This is a genomic window from Microbacterium sp. GXS0129, from assembly GCF_044769785.1.
In the GTDB taxonomy this organism is placed as follows: Bacteria; Actinomycetota; Actinomycetes; order Actinomycetales; family Microbacteriaceae; genus Microbacterium; species Microbacterium nymphoidis.
In genome coordinates this window covers 63,327-78,332 of the sequence record NZ_JBIZVZ010000002.1, presented here as the reverse complement: position 1 = coordinate 78,332, position 15,006 = coordinate 63,327, and the positions used below count along the sequence as shown (strand labels likewise).

Below are 15,006 nucleotides of genomic sequence, written 5' to 3'. Positions count from 1 at the left end.
ATGAGCGAGACGATTCCCACCGAGACCCTGCGCGCGGTCGCCGAGGGCACCTATCACGCTCCGCACGACGTGCTGGGCATCCACCCCTGCACCGACGGCGTCGTGGTGCGCGCGCGCCGCCCTCTGGCAGTCACCGTGGCCGCACAGTTCGCCGACGGCACCTCCCTCCCCCTCACGCACCGCATCGACGGCGTGTGGGAGGGCTTCACCGCAGGTGAGCCCCGCGCCTACACCGTGGAGACCACGTACCGCGACGGGACGGCCTGGGTCGCGGATGACCCCTACCGCCACACCCCCACCCTGGGAGAGCTCGACCTGCACCTGATCGGCGAGGGCCGGCATGAGGAGCTGTGGCGAGTGCTCGGCGCGCACGTGCGAACACACGATGCCGTCGAGGGCGTCGCGTTCAGCGTCTGGGCGCCGAACGCCCGGAGCGTGCGTGTGGTGGGCCCCTTCAACGACTGGGATGGCCGCAGTCATGCGATGCGCTCCATGGGCGGTAGCGGTGTCTGGGAGCTGTTCGTCCCTGCGCTCGGTGAGGGAACGATCTACAAGTACGAGATCCGCACCGAGCGGGGTGACTGGATCCTGAAGGCGGATCCCATGGCACAGGCGGCGGAGACGCCTCCGGCGACCGCATCACGCGTGACCCGTTCCCACTACGTCTGGAACGATGCCGAGTGGATGGCGCGTCGTGGGGCGACCGATCCCTCGGTGCGCCCGATGTCGATCTACGAGCTCCACCTGGGATCGTGGCAGCCCGGCCTGTCGTACCGCGACGCCGCCGACCCGCTCATCGAGCATGTGCTCGGACTCGGGTTCACCCATGTGGAGTTCATGCCGCTCGCGGAACACCCGTTCGGGGGGTCGTGGGGTTATCAGGTCTCCGGCTACTACGCGCCGACGAGCCGGTTCGGCACTCCCGACGACCTGCGATACCTGATCGACCGCCTGCACGGTGCGGGCATCGGCGTGATCATGGACTGGGTGCCCGGTCATTTCCCCAAGGATGCGTTCGCTCTCGGCCGCTTCGACGGGCGGGCGGTGTACGAGCACGCCGATCCGCGCCGTGGCGAGCACAAGGACTGGGGCACCTACATCTTCGACTACGGCCGCAATGAGGTGCGCGGCTTCCTCGTGGCGAATGCGCTGTACTGGCTGGAAGAGTTCCACGTCGACGGACTCCGGGTGGATGCGGTGGCGTCGATGCTCTACCTGGACTACTCGCGTCAGGACGGCGAATGGGAGCCTAATGTCCACGGCGGGAGAGAGAACCTCGAGGCGATCGCTTTCCTGCAGGAGGTAAACGCCACCGCCTACAAGCGCAATGCGGGCATCGCGATGATCGCGGAGGAGTCCACGAGCTATCCCGGTGTCACCGCCAGCACGGACTCCGGCGGCCTGGGGTTCGGTTTCAAGTGGAACATGGGGTGGATGAACGACTCCCTGCAGTACGTGTCCCGCGACCCGCTCTATCGCGGCCACCACCACGGCGAGATCACCTTCTCCTTCCACTACGCATTCAGTGAGCAGTACGTGCTGCCCATCAGCCACGACGAAGTGGTTCACGGCAAGGGCACGCTGCTGAGCCGGATGCCCGGAGACCACGCCACGAAGCTGGCCGGCGCGCGTGCATTCCTCGGCTACATGTGGGCGCACCCCGGAAAGCAACTGCTGTTCATGGGGCAGGAGTTCGGTCAGCTGTCCGAGTGGAGCGAAGGGCGCGGTCTGGATTGGTGGATGCTGGATCAGCCCAGCCATCGGCAGTTGCAGTCCTTCGTCGGCGCGTTGAACCGCACCTACCGCGACCAGCCCGCTCTGTGGGAGCGCGACCGTGACGGAGCGGCCTTCTCGCTGCTCGGGGCGCCGGCCTGGAACACCAACATCGTCGCTTTCGATCGCGTCGATGCGCAGGGTCGGCACGTCGTGTCCGTGACCAACTTCTCCGGCTCCGTGATCGCCAACCTGCCGTTCATTCTCCCCCGGCCCGGGCTCTGGCGTGAGGTGCTGAACTCAGACGCCGCGGAGTTCGGAGGCAGTGGCGTCGGCAACTTCGGCAGCGTGACCGCGGACGACTCGGGGCTCACCAGCGTGACCGTCCCGTCCCTCGGCACGATCTGGCTCACGCAGGAGTGACACGAAGAAGGAGCACCCGGTTTCGGGTGCTCCTTCTTCGTGGTCGTGTGGTGCGCGTCAGAACAGCATCGACGACAGGCGGGCTCGGGCGCGGGTCACTCGCGCATCGCTATCGCCGACCAGCCCGAACAGCTCCAGCAGACGCTCGCGAACCGGGGTGCGCTCGTCGGCGGGCAGCACGGCGAACAGCTCGAGAAGCCGATCGAAGGCGTCCTCGACGTGTCCGCCCGCAAGATCCAGGTCCGCCACCGAGAGTTGCGCGTCGACGTCGGCCGGATCCGCGGCCGCCGCGGCTCGCACGGCCTGCAGGTCGGCATTCTGAACACGCTGCAGCAGCTTCACCTGCCCCAGACCGGCACGCGCTTCCTCATCGCGCGGGTTCTCGGCGAGTGCCGCCTCGTAGGCGGTGACGGCCCGAGCGTAGTCGCCGGCCTCGATGGCGTCATAGGCCTCGGCATGCAGCGGCGGGAGGGGCTTCTCGGCGGGCGCAGCGGACTCCGCTTCCCCGGCGCCCGCCTCCACTGTCCCGGTGACGCCATTCTGAGCGGCCACCTGCAGCAGCTGTGCGAACACCTCGCGCACCTGCTGGTCATCGGCGGCACCGTTGAACATCGGGAGCGGCTGCCCGGCGATCACGGCGACGACGAAAGGCACCGACTGAGCGCCAAAGGCACGGACGATCCCGGGGCTGGCGTCGGCATCGACGTTACCGAGAACCACACGGCCCGCGAGAGCGCGCACCACGGCCTCGAGCGTCGCCCCGAGCTGCTGGCTCGCCTCACTGCGTGCGGACCAGAGGTTCACGACTACCGGCACTGACCGTGAGAGCTCCAGGAGCTGCGGGAACTCGGCCTCGGTGACGGTTGAAATCAGCTCAGCCGCCCCTTGTGCCGCGGCCGTCTGCTCCGGGCTCGGACGGTTGCGGAGGGAGGACAGGTCAACAGCACCACGCAGCACGGCGCCGGGGGCATCGCTCACGGGAGAACCTCAGCCTTCAGGATGTCGCTGGAGAATCCCAGCAGTCGGATCTTCTCCCCCGAGGACTGGCCGGGGACGAAGAAGAACAATTGGTCGGAGTACGTGGTCTGGAAACCGGTCTGCGACTGGGTCACGCCCGTGAGGGCGGTCACCTTCGGGTTGCCATCGAGCTTGATCACCGCGTCGGCGACCGTGGGCTTGGAGGTCTCCGTCTCCTCCACGTTGACGGCCACGATGGCGCCGTTGTCCACCGTCATCAACGCCACCGGTGCGGATGCACCCGCGCGCGCGGCGAACTCCAGCGTTCCGGTCTGGCCCTCCGCCGTCGCGTTGAAGGTGTTGAGCTGTTCCTGGCGGCCCGCCGTGATCTTCGGCAGGAAGGTGTCAACGTCCAGGTTGAAGCTCGGTGCGAACTCGCTGGCGGTGCCCTTGTCGAGCACATCGGAGTATGCGGCCGCGACCTGATCGGGCGCCATCACCAGGAGAGACGAATCGGGACGCACGAGATTGGCGCCGAGCTCGGCCGGTGCCAGGTTGGGCGTCTGAGCCGACGCCTCCAACTGCGCGAGATAGGACACCTTGTACGGGCTCCAGGCGTCGTTCTGCGTGGCGATGAGGATGCGCGGCGCCACGGTCGTGTCCGCCTCGTCCTGCCACACCGCGAGGATCGTGCGCGGCCACCCCGACTTCGCCTCAGGAACGATGATCTGGTACGGCTTGGACGGAACAGCGGTGAGGGCGGGAACGTCGGGCAGAGTGGTGCGCAGCGTGTAGTTGGTGGCACGGGCCGCGAGGACGGCGTCGGAAAGGCGCGTGGACGCGACGTCGATGCTGAGCGAGCTGTCGGCGGCAGCCGCAGTGGTCGCGATGCGATCGAGGATCTTCTCCGCCTGCTGCTCGGTGACCGAGGGCGTCTCCTGGTCCTCGGGGACGATCACCGTGGGCGTGGGAGACGGAGTAGCCGTGGGTTCGTCGAACTTCGGCCAGGCATCCGCCGTGCAGCCGCTGAGCAGCGCGCCCGAGACGACGAGCGCCGGGATCGCGATGAAAGTCCGGCGGCCGCCGCGCTTCTTCGTGCCCGAGCTGATCACGCCCTTGCCCGCGGCGTCATCCGCGTCCAGCTCGCCAACGCTGATCGGCTGGGTCTCCGGCAGCGGCGGAACTCCGCGTCGACGCGGACCGCGCGATCGACGCATGTGACGGATGCCCAGTACATACAGCAGGATGCCGACGATCAGCGCGATGCCGCCGAGCACGACCAGCGGACCCGCCCACGGCGTCGAGTTGTCGATCGCCCAGGAGAGCGCGATGTCGCTCGGCGCCGGATTCTGACCGTCTGCGGCGACCAGAACCGCCATGGTGTCGGGAAGCCGGAGCTTGCGGATCATCGAGTCGTCGCTGGTGAACTCGTCCGTCCAGAGGTCGGAGCCCACGGGCGTCGCCGCGTTCGGCGTGATGAGGCCGGCCGTCGTCGCTGCGTCGATGCCCTTCTGGACGCTCTCATCCACCGCCGGAGCCTCTTGGGCCGGTGCGACCACCGTCGAGGTGATCGTGCCGTCGTCGGCGAGGGTGACGTGATTGTACGAGCGGTCAGCGAGCCAGGCGGCAACGTCGTCCTTCGCCGCGATCGCACCGAAGATCTGCCCGTTGCCGACGATCTGGAGCGTTTGCACACCCGGCAGCTTGTTGAAGACCTCGCCGTCGATCATCGTGTACGGCTGGTCGGCGGAGACACCGAGCTCAGCGCGCTCGGTGTTGGGACCGAGGAACACGGTGCGCTGGGCAATACCGCCAGCGATGAGAACGGCGGCGATCACGAAGGATGCGACAGCCCAGACAAAACGCACGAAATTTCTCCTCACATCTCCGCACGGGGCGCGGAGCGGATAGACACTCGACCAAACAGACTACCGAACCTGACTGAAAGTTGTCCTGACAGTGGCGGGTTACCGGGTTCGCGGGCCTCAGCGCACTATGTTGATCGGGAGCACTCCGACCGCCGAAGGAAACATGAAGCTGCAATACCCGTTCCGAACCGCGCTGGTCGCGACACTGGGCGTGGGCGTCGGCATCGCCCTCATCACCGGAGTCCAGAGCCTGGGTGCCGTGCTCCTGTACGTCGGCACCGCGCTCTTCCTCAGCCTCGGGCTGGATCCGGTCATCTCGTTCCTGGAGCGCAGGCGCGTTCCGCGTTGGGCTGCGGTACTGATCACCGTCGTGGTCGTGCTGGGGGTGTTCGCCGGGATCGTTGCGATCGTGCTGCCGCTGATCATCAACCAGGTGACTCTCCTGGTCAATCAGGTCATCCGCATCATCACGATGCCGGATCTGATCGGGGAGCTGGAGAAGTGGCTCACCGCCCTGTTCCCCAACCTCCGCGTGCAGGACGTGCTCGATCAGGCACAGGAGTGGGCCTTGTCGAGCATCGGCGATTTCGGAACGCAGGTGGTCAACCTGAGCCTCGGGGCGATCCAGGGCCTGTTCGGCGCGTTCATCGTGCTGATCCTCACGATCTACCTCACCGCCTCCACCCCGGCGCTGAAGGCGTCCGTGTACCAGCTGGTGCCGGCGTCTCGACGGGCGCGGTTCATCGATCTCGCCGAGCAGATCATCGACTCCGTCGGCTACTACGTCATGGGTCAGGTGACGCTCGGCGTCATCAACGGCGTGCTGAGCTTCTTCTTCCTGTCGATCATCAACGCGCCGTTCAGCGCGGTGCTGGCGGTCATCGCATTCTGCGGATCGCTGATCCCGCTGGTGGGAACGCTGACGAGCTCGGCGGTCATCGTCGTCGCGTGCTGGCTGATCCCGGACGGCGGATCCGTCACCACCGCCATCATCGCCGCGGTCTACTACCTCATCTACATGCAGATCGAGGCGTACGTGATCTCGCCGCGCATCATGAACCGCGCGGTCTCCGTGCCGGGCGCCGTGGTTGTGATCGCAGCCCTGGCCGGTGGCGCTCTCGGCGGCCTGCTCGGGGCGCTCGTGGCGATCCCCGTGGCGGCGAGCCTGCTCATCATCTACCGCCAGGTGATCATCCCGCGACAGAACGAGCGCTGAGCCTGCTCGACGCGCTCAGTCGTTCCACTCGGTCGGGAGCGGCAGCGCGGCCGGATTTACGGCACGGACGATTTCGGTGAGCACCCGATAGGTCTGGTTCTCCCCCACCCACAGGTGGCGTCCGCCCTCGACGGCGATCAGCCGCGCGTCGGGAATGCTCGAGAACCTCTCCCGCGCCTCCTCGGGCCGAAGGTAGTCGTCCAGCTCCGGAACGAGGATGACGACGTGGCAGTCCTCGTCCGCCCACGCGGCGACCTCGTCGGTGGTGGCCCGGTGCAGCGGGGGCGAGAGCAGGATGATGCCCTCGATGTCGTGGTCGCGCCCGTACTTCAGCGCCAGCTCGGTGCCGAAGGACCAGCCCACCAGCCAGGGACGCGGAAGGCCGCGCTCGGTCACGAACGCCATGGCGGCCGCGACGTCCGCTTCTTCGCCGATGCCCTCCTCGAAGGTGCCCTCGCTCGTTCCGCGTGGCGACGACGTGCCGCGCGTGTTGAAGCGGAGCACGGCGAGGTTCGCCAGTGCGGGAAGGCGTGCGGCTGCCTTGCGGAGGATGTGGGAATCCATGAAGCCGCCGGCCGTGGGCAGCGGATGCAACGTCACGAGTGTGGCGACGGGTGCCGCGTCGAGCGGGACGGCCAGCTCACCCACCAGTGTCAGTGCGTCCTGCGTGCGCAGGGTAATGTCCTCGCGGCGAGCCGGAAGCTCGACCGCGCCACGGATCTCCATCAGCTGATCCTCCAGCAGTGCGTGTGCCAATGGCGCCGGGCGCCCAGGTCAGCGGTGTCACCGAGCACGCCGTCAGCGCGCCAGGCCACGAGGTGGGAGACACCGACGCCGACGATGCGCCCGCAGCCGGGGCAGGTGTACTCCTTCTGAGCCTGATGCTCGGAAACGGGCTGTACGTACCACTCCTGGCCACGGCGCACCTCGGTGCGTTTGAACCCCGCGATCATGCGGGCAAGGGAGTCCTCAGCGCGAGGATCCTCCGGTCGACGTCGATTCGATCGGGGCATGGTGAGACAGCGTCACCACCAGTGGTTGTTGACCCAGAAGTTGTACGCCTCGGCCCACGAGCCATAGCGTCCAACGGCATAGCCGTTACCCCAGGTGAGGTTGGCCACCGGGTCGTACCCGCCACCGGGAACCTTGGAGCAGGGCAGCGCCTGGACGAGGCCGCACGCACCGGAACTCGAGTTCGTGGCGTTCGGGTTCCAGCCGCTCTCCTTGCTCACGATGTAGTCGACGTAGCCCCAGTCGCTCTCCGCGATCCCGGCTGCCGCCATCCACTCTGCCGGTGAACCGCCGCCGGAGTACTTGGGTGATCCGCCGCCGCCGCTCTTCTTCGTGCCACCGCTGTCACCGCTGCTGCCCTCGTCCACCGACGCGGGCTCGGGCGTCGGCGTGGGTGTCGGCGTGGGCGTCTGATACGACATGTAGGAGTCGCGGGAGACCTCACCGCTGACGACGGCGTCGGCGGCCGTGAATGCCTGCGCTCCACTTGCCGACAGCTGGTACGCGGTGGAGGAGGTCGAGGTCGGGGCGGGTGCCGCCACCGGACCGGTGCTGGCGAGGGCGACCGGCGCCACCGTGGCGCCGACGAAGCCAACGGCGGCCAGAGCGGAGAACACCGCCATCGCACTGCGCCGACGAGCCTTCTTCACAACGGGCTGCGAAGCGTTCGTCTGACGCTGCGCTGCGCGCTTGCCACCGCGCAGCTCCACGGGATTCGTCTCGTTAGCAGAAGTCACAATGGGATAACTATACCTGCAGGATCCCCGGAAGGCATCAGGTGGCGCTCAGCGGGTGGGCGTGACGGCGAGCATGACCTCGACCACGGCGTCGAGGACGGCATCGACCTGCTCCTCGGCATATCCGTTGCGCTGCATGCGGAAAGCCGCCGCACGCACCTGCTCCGGTGTGACCCGATCGCCGTGTTCGAAGTATCCGACGAGCTTGTCAGTGACCAGGTCGACCTCGTCGATGCGATAGCCGTATCGCAGCAGGCCGGCGCGACGGAAGCGCTGGGTACGAGGGCGGGAGATCCGTTCGAGAACGATCTGGGCGGTCGCGCGCGCCTGCTCCACCCAGCCGTCGACTCCGACCGCGCGAATGCGGGCATCGCGCTCCCGGGCCGCGAACGCGTCTTCGATGCGCCCGAGTGCCGCATCGACGGGTGCGATCTCATACCCGTCCCGCACGAGCGGGAACGCGGCCTGGCGGATGTCGTCCGCGGTGAGGGCGACAGCATCGGAACGACGCTCGAACGCCGAGCGTGCATGAGCGAGGAAGCTGTCGACAGAACGTCGCTCATAGCCCTTGGTGCGACCAGTGGTGCGCGGGAAAGGAGTCGAACTCACGAGAGAACCGCCAGAGGTGAGAGGAAATGATGAAGAGCGAGCACCGCCACGGCCGAGGGCAGAATGCTGTCGAGGCGATCGAGGATTCCGCCGTGGCCGGGAATCCAGGAACTCATATCCTTGATGCCGAGATCGCGTTTGATCATCGACTCACCGAGATCCCCCAGCGTGGCCGTCAGCAACAGCGCGAGCCCACAGACGAGGCCGGTCCACCAGGGCAGCCCCAGCAGGAAGATGCAGACGAGCGTTGCGGTCACCACCGCGAAAACGGCGGCTCCCCCCAGGCCCTCCCACGTCTTCTTCGGGCTGACGCGCGGTGCCATCGGGTGCTTACCGAGCCAGAGGCCGATCGCATATGCGCCGGTGTCTGCCGACACCACGACGGTGAGGAAGAGGATGATCCAGTTCTGCCCGTTCTCCTCGCGAAGGACGAGAAGGGCAAGGGTCGTGAGGAACGGGATGTACACCGGGATGAGGACGCTCGCGAGGATGTCCCCGAGCACCTCCCGGCGGACCCGTCCGTCCTGGGCGCTCATCTGTCCGATCAGACGCCACACGATGATAAGGCTGACGCCCGCGAACAGCAGCACCCACAGTGCCCACGTCTCGGCGACATAGGCCGAGCCGACCAGCGCGACCGCCGTCACCAGCTGCGGGATCAGATCGATGCGCCGGCCCGCGGTCTGGAAGGCACGCGCCAGTTCGTACACGGCGGCGCCGGCGGCCACGACCGCGAGGATCACGAAGATCCACTTCAGGAAGAGCAGTGAGCCCAGCACGACCGCGCCGAGCGCGAGCCCGATGAGAATCGCTCCGATCAGGTCGCGCCCGGTCCGGGCCTTGATGCGTTCCTGGGCCTCATCGAAATTCTCCCGAGCGTGCGCGACCTGCTTGTCGAAGTTCTCCCGAGCGTGGGCGACCTGCGATTCCAGTTCCTCGCGCCGCGCCTTGAGGTGCGCGGGGAACGCGCGAGCGCCGGTGCCCGACGAGACGTCGGTCACCGGCTGCTCGGGCTCGGAGTTCCCGTGGGGATCGGACGTCATGCCGTGTCAGACCTCGAGCAGTTCGGCCTCTTTGCGCTTGAGCGCCTCGTCGATGAGGTCGGTGTGCGCGCGGGTCAGGGCGTCGAGCTCCTTCTCGCCGCGGGCGACCTCGTCCTCGCCGACCTCGCTCTTGAGCGCGTCCAGCTCGTCCTTCGCCTTACGGCGGATGCCACGCACCTGAACCTTCGCGTCCTCGCCCTTGGTCTTGACGAGCTTCACGAACTCCTTGCGGCGGTCCTCGGTGAGCTCGGGAAGGGTGACCCGGATGACGTTGCCGTCGTTCGAGGGGTTCGCGCCGAGGTTCGGCATGTCGCGAATCGCGTTCTCGATGTCGCGCAGCGCTCCCTTGTCGTAGGGCGTGACGAGAAGAGTGCGAGCTTCAGAGGAGTTGATCGAGGCCAGCTGGGCCAGCGGCGTCATGGTGCCGTAGTAGTTGACCATGACCTTCTGGAACAGCTGGGGGTTGGCCCGTCCGGTGCGAACGGTCGAGAAATCCTCCTTGGCGGCCTCAACGGCGCGCTCCATCTTGGCCTTGGTGTCGGCGATCACAGCGGCGGCGGTCATGCCTGCTCCATTCATTGAGTACAGCTGATGTCAGTCTAGTGGGACGGCTTCTTCGTCCCTGTGAGGGTGCCCGCGCAGCGTCAGGCTGTGACGAGAGTGCCGATCTCCTCGCCGAGCAGCGCACGCGTGACGTTGCCGGCGGGCTCCATGCCGAACACACGCATGTTCATGCCGTTGTCCATGCACAGGCTGAAGGCGGTGGAATCGACCACCTTGAGGCCCTGCTGCAGTGCGTCGCTGTAAGTCACGTGGTCGAGCTTGACCGCATCCGGATCGGTACGCGGGTCGGCCGAGTAGACGCCGTCGACGCCGTTCTTGGCAACGAGAACCTCGGTGGCGCCGATCTCCAGCGCGCGCTGCGCGGCGACCGTGTCCGTGGAGAAGTACGGCAGACCCGCACCGGCGCCGAAGATCACGACGCGGCCCTTCTCCATGTGCCGCTCGGCCTTCAGCGGGATGTACGGTTCGGCGACCTGAGTCATCTGGATGGCGGACTGCACGCGCGTGGCTGCGCCGGCCTGCTCCAGGAAGTCCTGCAGCGCGAGTGCATTCATCACGGTGCCGAGCATGCCCATGTAGTCAGCGCGACCGCGCTCCATGCCACGCTGGCTCAGTTCCGCGCCGCGGAAGAAGTTCCCTCCGCCCACCACGATTGCAACCTCGACGGTGTCGACGACCTCGGCGATCTCGCGGGCGATGGCGCTGACGACATCCGGGTTCACACCCAGCTGGCCACCGCCGAAGGCCTCACCGGAAAGCTTCAGTAGGACGCGACGGCGTCCGGTCTTCTCTGTCGTGGTCACGTTGTTCCTCTCGTCGCGCTCAACCGTAGCGCGCTGGTGTGTGTGCGTGAAGAAGGGCCCGGATCGTCACACGATCCGGGCCCTGAAAAAGGTCTTACGCGCCGACCTTGAAGCGGGCGAAAGCGGTCACCGTGATGCCGGCGTCCTTCGCCACCTGGGCGACCGTGAGCTTGTTGTCACGGGCGTAGTCCTGGTCGAGCAGGGCGACCTGCTTGATGAACGCGTTGACGCGACCCTCCACGATCTTCGGCAGGGCAGCCTCGGGCTTGCCCTCCTCGAGGGAGATCTTCGTGACGATCTCGCGCTCCTTCTCGATGTCCTCGGCCGGGACGTCGTCACGGCTCAGGAACGAGGGGTTCGCGAACGAGATGTGCTGCGCGATGGCGCGAGCGGCCTCGGCGTCGTCACCGGTGTACGCAACGACCACGCCGACCTGCGGCGGCAGGTCCTTGTTGGTGCGGTGCATGTAGACCTCGAACTTCTCGCCCGAGACGGTGCGCACCTGACGCAGCTCGACCTTCTCGCCGATGATGGCGGCCTCGTCGCTGATCAGCTCGGCGACCGTCTGGTCTCCGGCCGGAGCGGCGAGAGCGGCCTCGACCGAGTCGGCAGCGGCCGCCGCGGTGGCAGCCAGGACCTTGTCGGCGAGGGCGATGAAACGCTCGTTCTTCGCGACGAAGTCGGTCTCGCAGGCGAGCTCGATCATGGTGACCTTGCCGTCCTGCTCGGACGCGGCGATCAGACCCTCGCTGGTGGAGCGGTCGGCACGCTTCGCGTTGCCCTTGGCACCCTTGAGGCGCAGGATCTCGGTGGCCTTCGCGACGTCGCCGTCAGCCTCCTCCAGCGCCTTCTTGGTGTCGACCATGCCCGTGCCGAGCTGCTCGCGGAGAGCCTTGATGTCGGCGATGCTGAAGTTTGCCATTGTGTGGCTCCTCTGTGATGTAAGTGGCAGCTGTAATGGATGGGCAGCGGGTGGCGCTCACGCGCCACCCGCTGATGGCTTACTTGGCCTCGGTCTCCACGGCGGCGGCCTGAGCCTCGGCGCCGGCCTCGTCCGCAGCGGTCTCGTCGGCGACAACCTCGACCTCAGAGCCCTCGACGACCGGTGCGCCCTGCTCGAGGAGCTCGCGCTCCCACTCGGCCAGCGGCTCAGCGGCCTGCTCGTCGGCCGGCTGGTGCTTGGCGATCAGGCCCTCGGCGGCGGCGTCGGCGATCACACGCGTCAGCAGCGCGACGGAACGGATCGCGTCGTCGTTGCCCGGGATCGGGTACTGCAGGTCGTCCGGGTCGGCGTTCGTGTCGAGGATACCGATCACGGGGATACCGAGCTTCTTGGCCTCGTCGATGGCGAGGTGCTCACGCTTGGCGTCGATGACCCACATGGCCGACGGCGTCTTGGTGAGGTGGCGGATACCGCCGAGCGACTTGTGCAGCTTGTCGAGTTCGCGCTTCTTGAGGAGGAGCTCCTTCTTGGTGAAGCCCGAAGCGGACGGGTTCTCGAAGTCGAGCTCCTCGAGCTCCTTCATGCGCGCAAGACGCTTGGAGACCGTGGTGAAGTTGGTCAGCAGACCACCCAGCCAGCGCTGGTTCACGTAGGGCTGGTTGACGCGGGTCGCCTGCTCGGCGACGACTTCCTGTGCCTGCTTCTTCGTGCCGACGAAGAGGATGGTGCCACCGTGAGCGACCGTCTCCTTGACGAAGTCGTACGCGCGGTCGATGTAGGCCAGCGACTGCTGCAGGTCGATGATGTGAATGCCCGAGCGCTCGGTGAGGATGAAGCGCTTCACCTTCGGGTTCCACCGGCGGGTCTGGTGTCCGAAGTGCACACCAGCGTCGAGCAGCTGGCGGATGGTGACGACTGCCATGGTCGTTCTCCTGTTTCTGGGCGCGCGGCGCGCCGTTGTTGCGGTTGAATTCGTGGATGCCCACTACCTGGTGCCAGACACAGCCCCGCCTCGAAAGGACCGTTGGGGATGTGTGCCACGACCGTGGTCGTGCAAGGCACGCGAAGTCACTCCGACATGCGAAGTGCCCTTTCAGTGTAGCAGTGCGCGGGGCCCGAGAGATGTGCGGCCATCGTGTGTCTGCACGTAGCCGACATGATCCTGTTCGTCCTCCCCAGGTCCGTATGCTGCGGGATCTCCTCGTCGTCCTGCTCGATGGCGCCCGCCGTGCGGACCGGATGGCGAACATGAGCGGATGAACCACCTCGGCATCGACCTGTCATGCTCGTTCGCACGGCTCTGGCGCCGCCGGCGGGCCGCTCGGTCCGCTCGTCACCGACGACGTCCTGCTCTGCTGGCGGGAGCGGTAGTGCTCCTGTTCCTCGGGCTCGCTGGCTGGCCGGACCCGTCCGTTGCAGCACCGACCCGCGCGCCAGTGACACACTTCCCACCCACACCGGGCCAGGGCTCCGGGCATGTTCCGGGACACGAGTTACCTCCGGGACACGGGCTGCTTCCGGGACACGGGCTGCTTCCGGGACACGAGCAGATTTCGGCGCCCCGGTCGACTGTGGCGCGCGCGACCGAATCCACGGCGGCGTCATCACGGCTCGCAGGTGCCTCCCGGGTCACGATCCCGCGTGGTGAAGGGTGGTCCTGGCCGTTCGACGGCGGTGTCCGCGTCGTCGCACCCTTTCTCGCTCCCCCGCACGCTTACGGCGCGGGACATCGCGGCATCGACCTCCTGCCGCTCGGCGGGGGCACCGGGATACGGGCACCGGCCGAGGGCGTGATCGCCTTCGTCGGGACGGTGGTGGATCGCCCGCTCCTGACCATCGATCACGGCAACGGTCTGATCACCACCCTGGAGCCCGTCCGCTCCGAGCTCGCCGCCGGAACGTCGGTGCGCGGCGGCGACCCCATCGGGACCCTCGCGACGGGAGGTCATGCACCTGCCGGACAGCTGCACTTCGGCGTTCGCCTCAACGGCGAGTACATCAACCCGCTGCTCATGCTCGGCGGCGTGCCGAGGGCGATCCTTCTCCCCTGTTGTTCGGAGATCGGATAGCCGTGACCGAGATCCCGTTTACGACATCGGCCCGTCGAGAAGATAGGCCTCATGCGCGTGGGTGCGCGGTGCGGTACACCGCGGATAGGCGCTCGGAGGAGACATGGGTGTAAATCTGGGTCGTGCCCAGACTTGCGTGGCCGAGTAGTTCCTGGACTGCCCGCAAGTCGGCACCGCCGTCGATCAGATGCGTCGCCGCGGAGTGGCGCAGTGCGTGTGGCCCGACCGTGCGCTCTCCCAGGACCGGCCCGAGCTCGCGCGCCACGATGCCGTACACCGTCCGCGATCCGATACGGGCGCCGCGAGTGCCGAGGAAGAGGGCAGGGCTCGGCTCGGCACGGGCCTGCAACGCGGGCCGTGAGCGCACGAGATAGCCGTCGAGCGCGCGCAACGCAGGCGCACCGAAGGGCACCACCCGCTCCTTCGAACCTTTGCCGAGAACCCGCACCGTGGCTCGGTCTCGATCGACGTCGACGACGTCGAGTCCGCACAGCTCGGACACCCGGATCCCCGCCCCGTACAGCATTTCCAGCATGGCGTGATCTCGCAGGGCGGTCACGTCCCCCTCAGCCGCACGCGCGCCCAGCGCATCGAGCATGTCGCGAACTCCGTCCGCGGTCGCGACAGCCGGCAGCGTCTGCGGCTTCTTCGGTGTCACCAGACGTAGCGTGGGATTGTGCGGAACAAGCCCTTCCTCCAGAGCCCATGCGAAGAAGGTGCGAACAGCGGCCGTTCGCCGCGCGATGGTGCTGCGCGCGTCGCCGCGCTGGCTGGCACGCCAGAGCCAGTCCCGCAGTTCCTCGAGACCGACGTTCCGCAGATCAGTGTCCCCGGTCGCCGCGTGGAGATCGGCCAGGTCGCTGCGGTATGCGCGCACCGTCGCAGCCGACAACCGCCGCACCCGCGCAAGGTGCTCGACGAAGCTCTCGGCTGCGGCACTCAGTTCCACACGACGATCCTCGCGGCCCTGTCAGCGCATGCCGAGATGCCATGCCGAAGAGCACCGCGGTTGGCCATACGCCCGCCCCACCCGCACGCCGAATCGCCCAC

Annotated in this window: 15 protein-coding genes; 3 read left to right on the top strand and 12 right to left on the bottom strand. The window is 67.3% G+C overall.

The window, feature by feature from the left end; all coding sequences use genetic code 11:
• Positions 1-2,136: a 1,4-alpha-glucan branching protein GlgB gene (gene glgB / locus ACIQJ5_RS06740; protein ID WP_402842212.1), complete on the top strand. Its 2,136-nt coding sequence runs from the start codon at positions 1-3 to the stop codon at positions 2,134-2,136.
• A gap of 57 nt (positions 2,137-2,193) precedes the next feature.
• Here the strand turns inward: glgB and ACIQJ5_RS06735 are convergent, their stop codons facing one another.
• A complete protein-coding gene (locus ACIQJ5_RS06735; protein ID WP_402842209.1) occupies positions 2,194-3,114 on the bottom strand; it encodes a co-chaperone YbbN in 921 nt (306 codons plus the stop codon).
• Positions 3,111-4,961: a glycosyl transferase gene (locus ACIQJ5_RS06730; RefSeq protein ID WP_402842206.1), complete on the bottom strand. Its 1,851-nt coding sequence runs from the start codon at positions 4,959-4,961 to the stop codon at positions 3,111-3,113. Before ACIQJ5_RS06730 ends, ACIQJ5_RS06735 begins: the two co-directional genes overlap by 4 nt.
• Before the next feature lie 163 nt (positions 4,962-5,124).
• Here ACIQJ5_RS06730 and ACIQJ5_RS06725 point away from each other — a divergent pair, with 163 nt between their 5' ends.
• Positions 5,125-6,177, top strand: coding sequence for an AI-2E family transporter (locus tag ACIQJ5_RS06725; protein WP_231089910.1), 1,053 nt, complete (start codon positions 5,125-5,127; stop codon positions 6,175-6,177).
• A 15-nt stretch (positions 6,178-6,192) separates the two neighbouring features.
• Here ACIQJ5_RS06725 and ACIQJ5_RS06720 read toward each other — a convergent pair whose 3' ends face one another.
• The 9 genes from ACIQJ5_RS06720 to rpsB all read right to left on the bottom strand — a co-directional run bounded on the left by ACIQJ5_RS06720 (position 6,193) and on the right by rpsB (position 12,809).
• Entirely contained in the window at positions 6,193-6,903 is a 711-nt protein-coding gene (locus tag ACIQJ5_RS06720; RefSeq protein WP_402842202.1) for an alpha/beta hydrolase, read from the bottom strand.
• Positions 6,903-7,190 (bottom strand): hypothetical protein, encoded by a 288-nt coding sequence (locus ACIQJ5_RS06715; RefSeq protein ID WP_231089908.1) that lies wholly within the window; start codon positions 7,188-7,190, stop codon positions 6,903-6,905. The genes ACIQJ5_RS06720 and ACIQJ5_RS06715 overlap by 1 nt, the downstream gene beginning before the upstream one ends.
• Positions 7,191-7,202: 12 nt before the next feature.
• Positions 7,203-7,925: a transglycosylase SLT domain-containing protein gene (locus tag ACIQJ5_RS06710; RefSeq protein ID WP_231089907.1), complete on the bottom strand. Its 723-nt coding sequence runs from the start codon at positions 7,923-7,925 to the stop codon at positions 7,203-7,205.
• Positions 7,926-7,973: 48 nt separating this feature from the next.
• Positions 7,974-8,534 (bottom strand): DivIVA domain-containing protein, encoded by a 561-nt coding sequence (locus tag ACIQJ5_RS06705; RefSeq protein ID WP_231089906.1) that lies wholly within the window; start codon positions 8,532-8,534, stop codon positions 7,974-7,976.
• Positions 8,531-9,577 (bottom strand): phosphatidate cytidylyltransferase, encoded by a 1,047-nt coding sequence (locus tag ACIQJ5_RS06700; RefSeq protein WP_402842196.1) that lies wholly within the window; start codon positions 9,575-9,577, stop codon positions 8,531-8,533. The genes ACIQJ5_RS06705 and ACIQJ5_RS06700 overlap by 4 nt, the downstream gene beginning before the upstream one ends.
• 6 nt (positions 9,578-9,583) lie before the next feature.
• The gene (frr, locus tag ACIQJ5_RS06695) at positions 9,584-10,141 is read right to left on the bottom strand and encodes a ribosome recycling factor (protein ID WP_231089904.1); all 558 of its coding nucleotides are present in this window, start codon (positions 10,139-10,141) and stop codon (positions 9,584-9,586) included.
• 80 nt (positions 10,142-10,221) lie between these two features.
• Positions 10,222-10,944 carry a UMP kinase gene (gene pyrH, locus ACIQJ5_RS06690; protein WP_231089903.1) on the bottom strand — a complete coding sequence of 241 codons (723 nt, stop codon included), beginning with the start codon at positions 10,942-10,944 and terminating at the stop codon, positions 10,222-10,224.
• A 94-nt stretch (positions 10,945-11,038) separates the two neighbouring features.
• A complete protein-coding gene (gene tsf, locus ACIQJ5_RS06685; protein ID WP_231089902.1) occupies positions 11,039-11,866 on the bottom strand; it encodes a translation elongation factor Ts in 828 nt (275 codons plus the stop codon).
• 79 nt (positions 11,867-11,945) lie between these two features.
• Complete coding sequence (rpsB, locus tag ACIQJ5_RS06680; protein ID WP_231089901.1) at positions 11,946-12,809, bottom strand: 30S ribosomal protein S2; 864 nt, start codon at positions 12,807-12,809, stop codon at positions 11,946-11,948.
• Between the two features lie 649 nt (positions 12,810-13,458).
• Between rpsB and ACIQJ5_RS06675 the strand changes: the two genes are divergently transcribed.
• Positions 13,459-13,956, top strand: a complete 498-nt coding sequence (locus ACIQJ5_RS06675) for a murein hydrolase activator EnvC (RefSeq protein ID WP_231089900.1) — start codon at positions 13,459-13,461, stop codon at positions 13,954-13,956.
• 49 nt (positions 13,957-14,005) lie between these two features.
• Here ACIQJ5_RS06675 and ACIQJ5_RS06670 read toward each other — a convergent pair whose 3' ends face one another.
• On the bottom strand, positions 14,006-14,905 hold the full coding sequence (locus ACIQJ5_RS06670; RefSeq protein ID WP_402842189.1) for a tyrosine recombinase: 900 nt from the start codon (positions 14,903-14,905) through the stop codon (positions 14,006-14,008).
• Between the last annotated feature and the right edge of the window lie 101 nt (positions 14,906-15,006).

Coding starts and splice junctions, on each gene's coding strand:
- glgB (WP_402842212.1), top strand. CDS start 1: ATGAGCGAGACGATTCCCACCGAGACCCTGCGCGCGGTCGCCGAGGGC.
- ACIQJ5_RS06725 (WP_231089910.1), top strand. CDS start 5,125: ATGAAGCTGCAATACCCGTTCCGAACCGCGCTGGTCGCGACACTGGGC.
- ACIQJ5_RS06720 (WP_402842202.1), bottom strand. CDS start 6,903: ATGGAGATCCGTGGCGCGGTCGAGCTTCCGGCTCGCCGCGAGGACATT.
- ACIQJ5_RS06715 (WP_231089908.1), bottom strand. CDS start 7,190: ATGCCCCGATCGAATCGACGTCGACCGGAGGATCCTCGCGCTGAGGAC.
- ACIQJ5_RS06700 (WP_402842196.1), bottom strand. CDS start 9,577: ATGACGTCCGATCCCCACGGGAACTCCGAGCCCGAGCAGCCGGTGACC.
- frr (WP_231089904.1), bottom strand. CDS start 10,141: ATGACCGCCGCCGCTGTGATCGCCGACACCAAGGCCAAGATGGAGCGC.
- tsf (WP_231089902.1), bottom strand. CDS start 11,866: ATGGCAAACTTCAGCATCGCCGACATCAAGGCTCTCCGCGAGCAGCTC.
- rpsB (WP_231089901.1), bottom strand. CDS start 12,809: ATGGCAGTCGTCACCATCCGCCAGCTGCTCGACGCTGGTGTGCACTTC.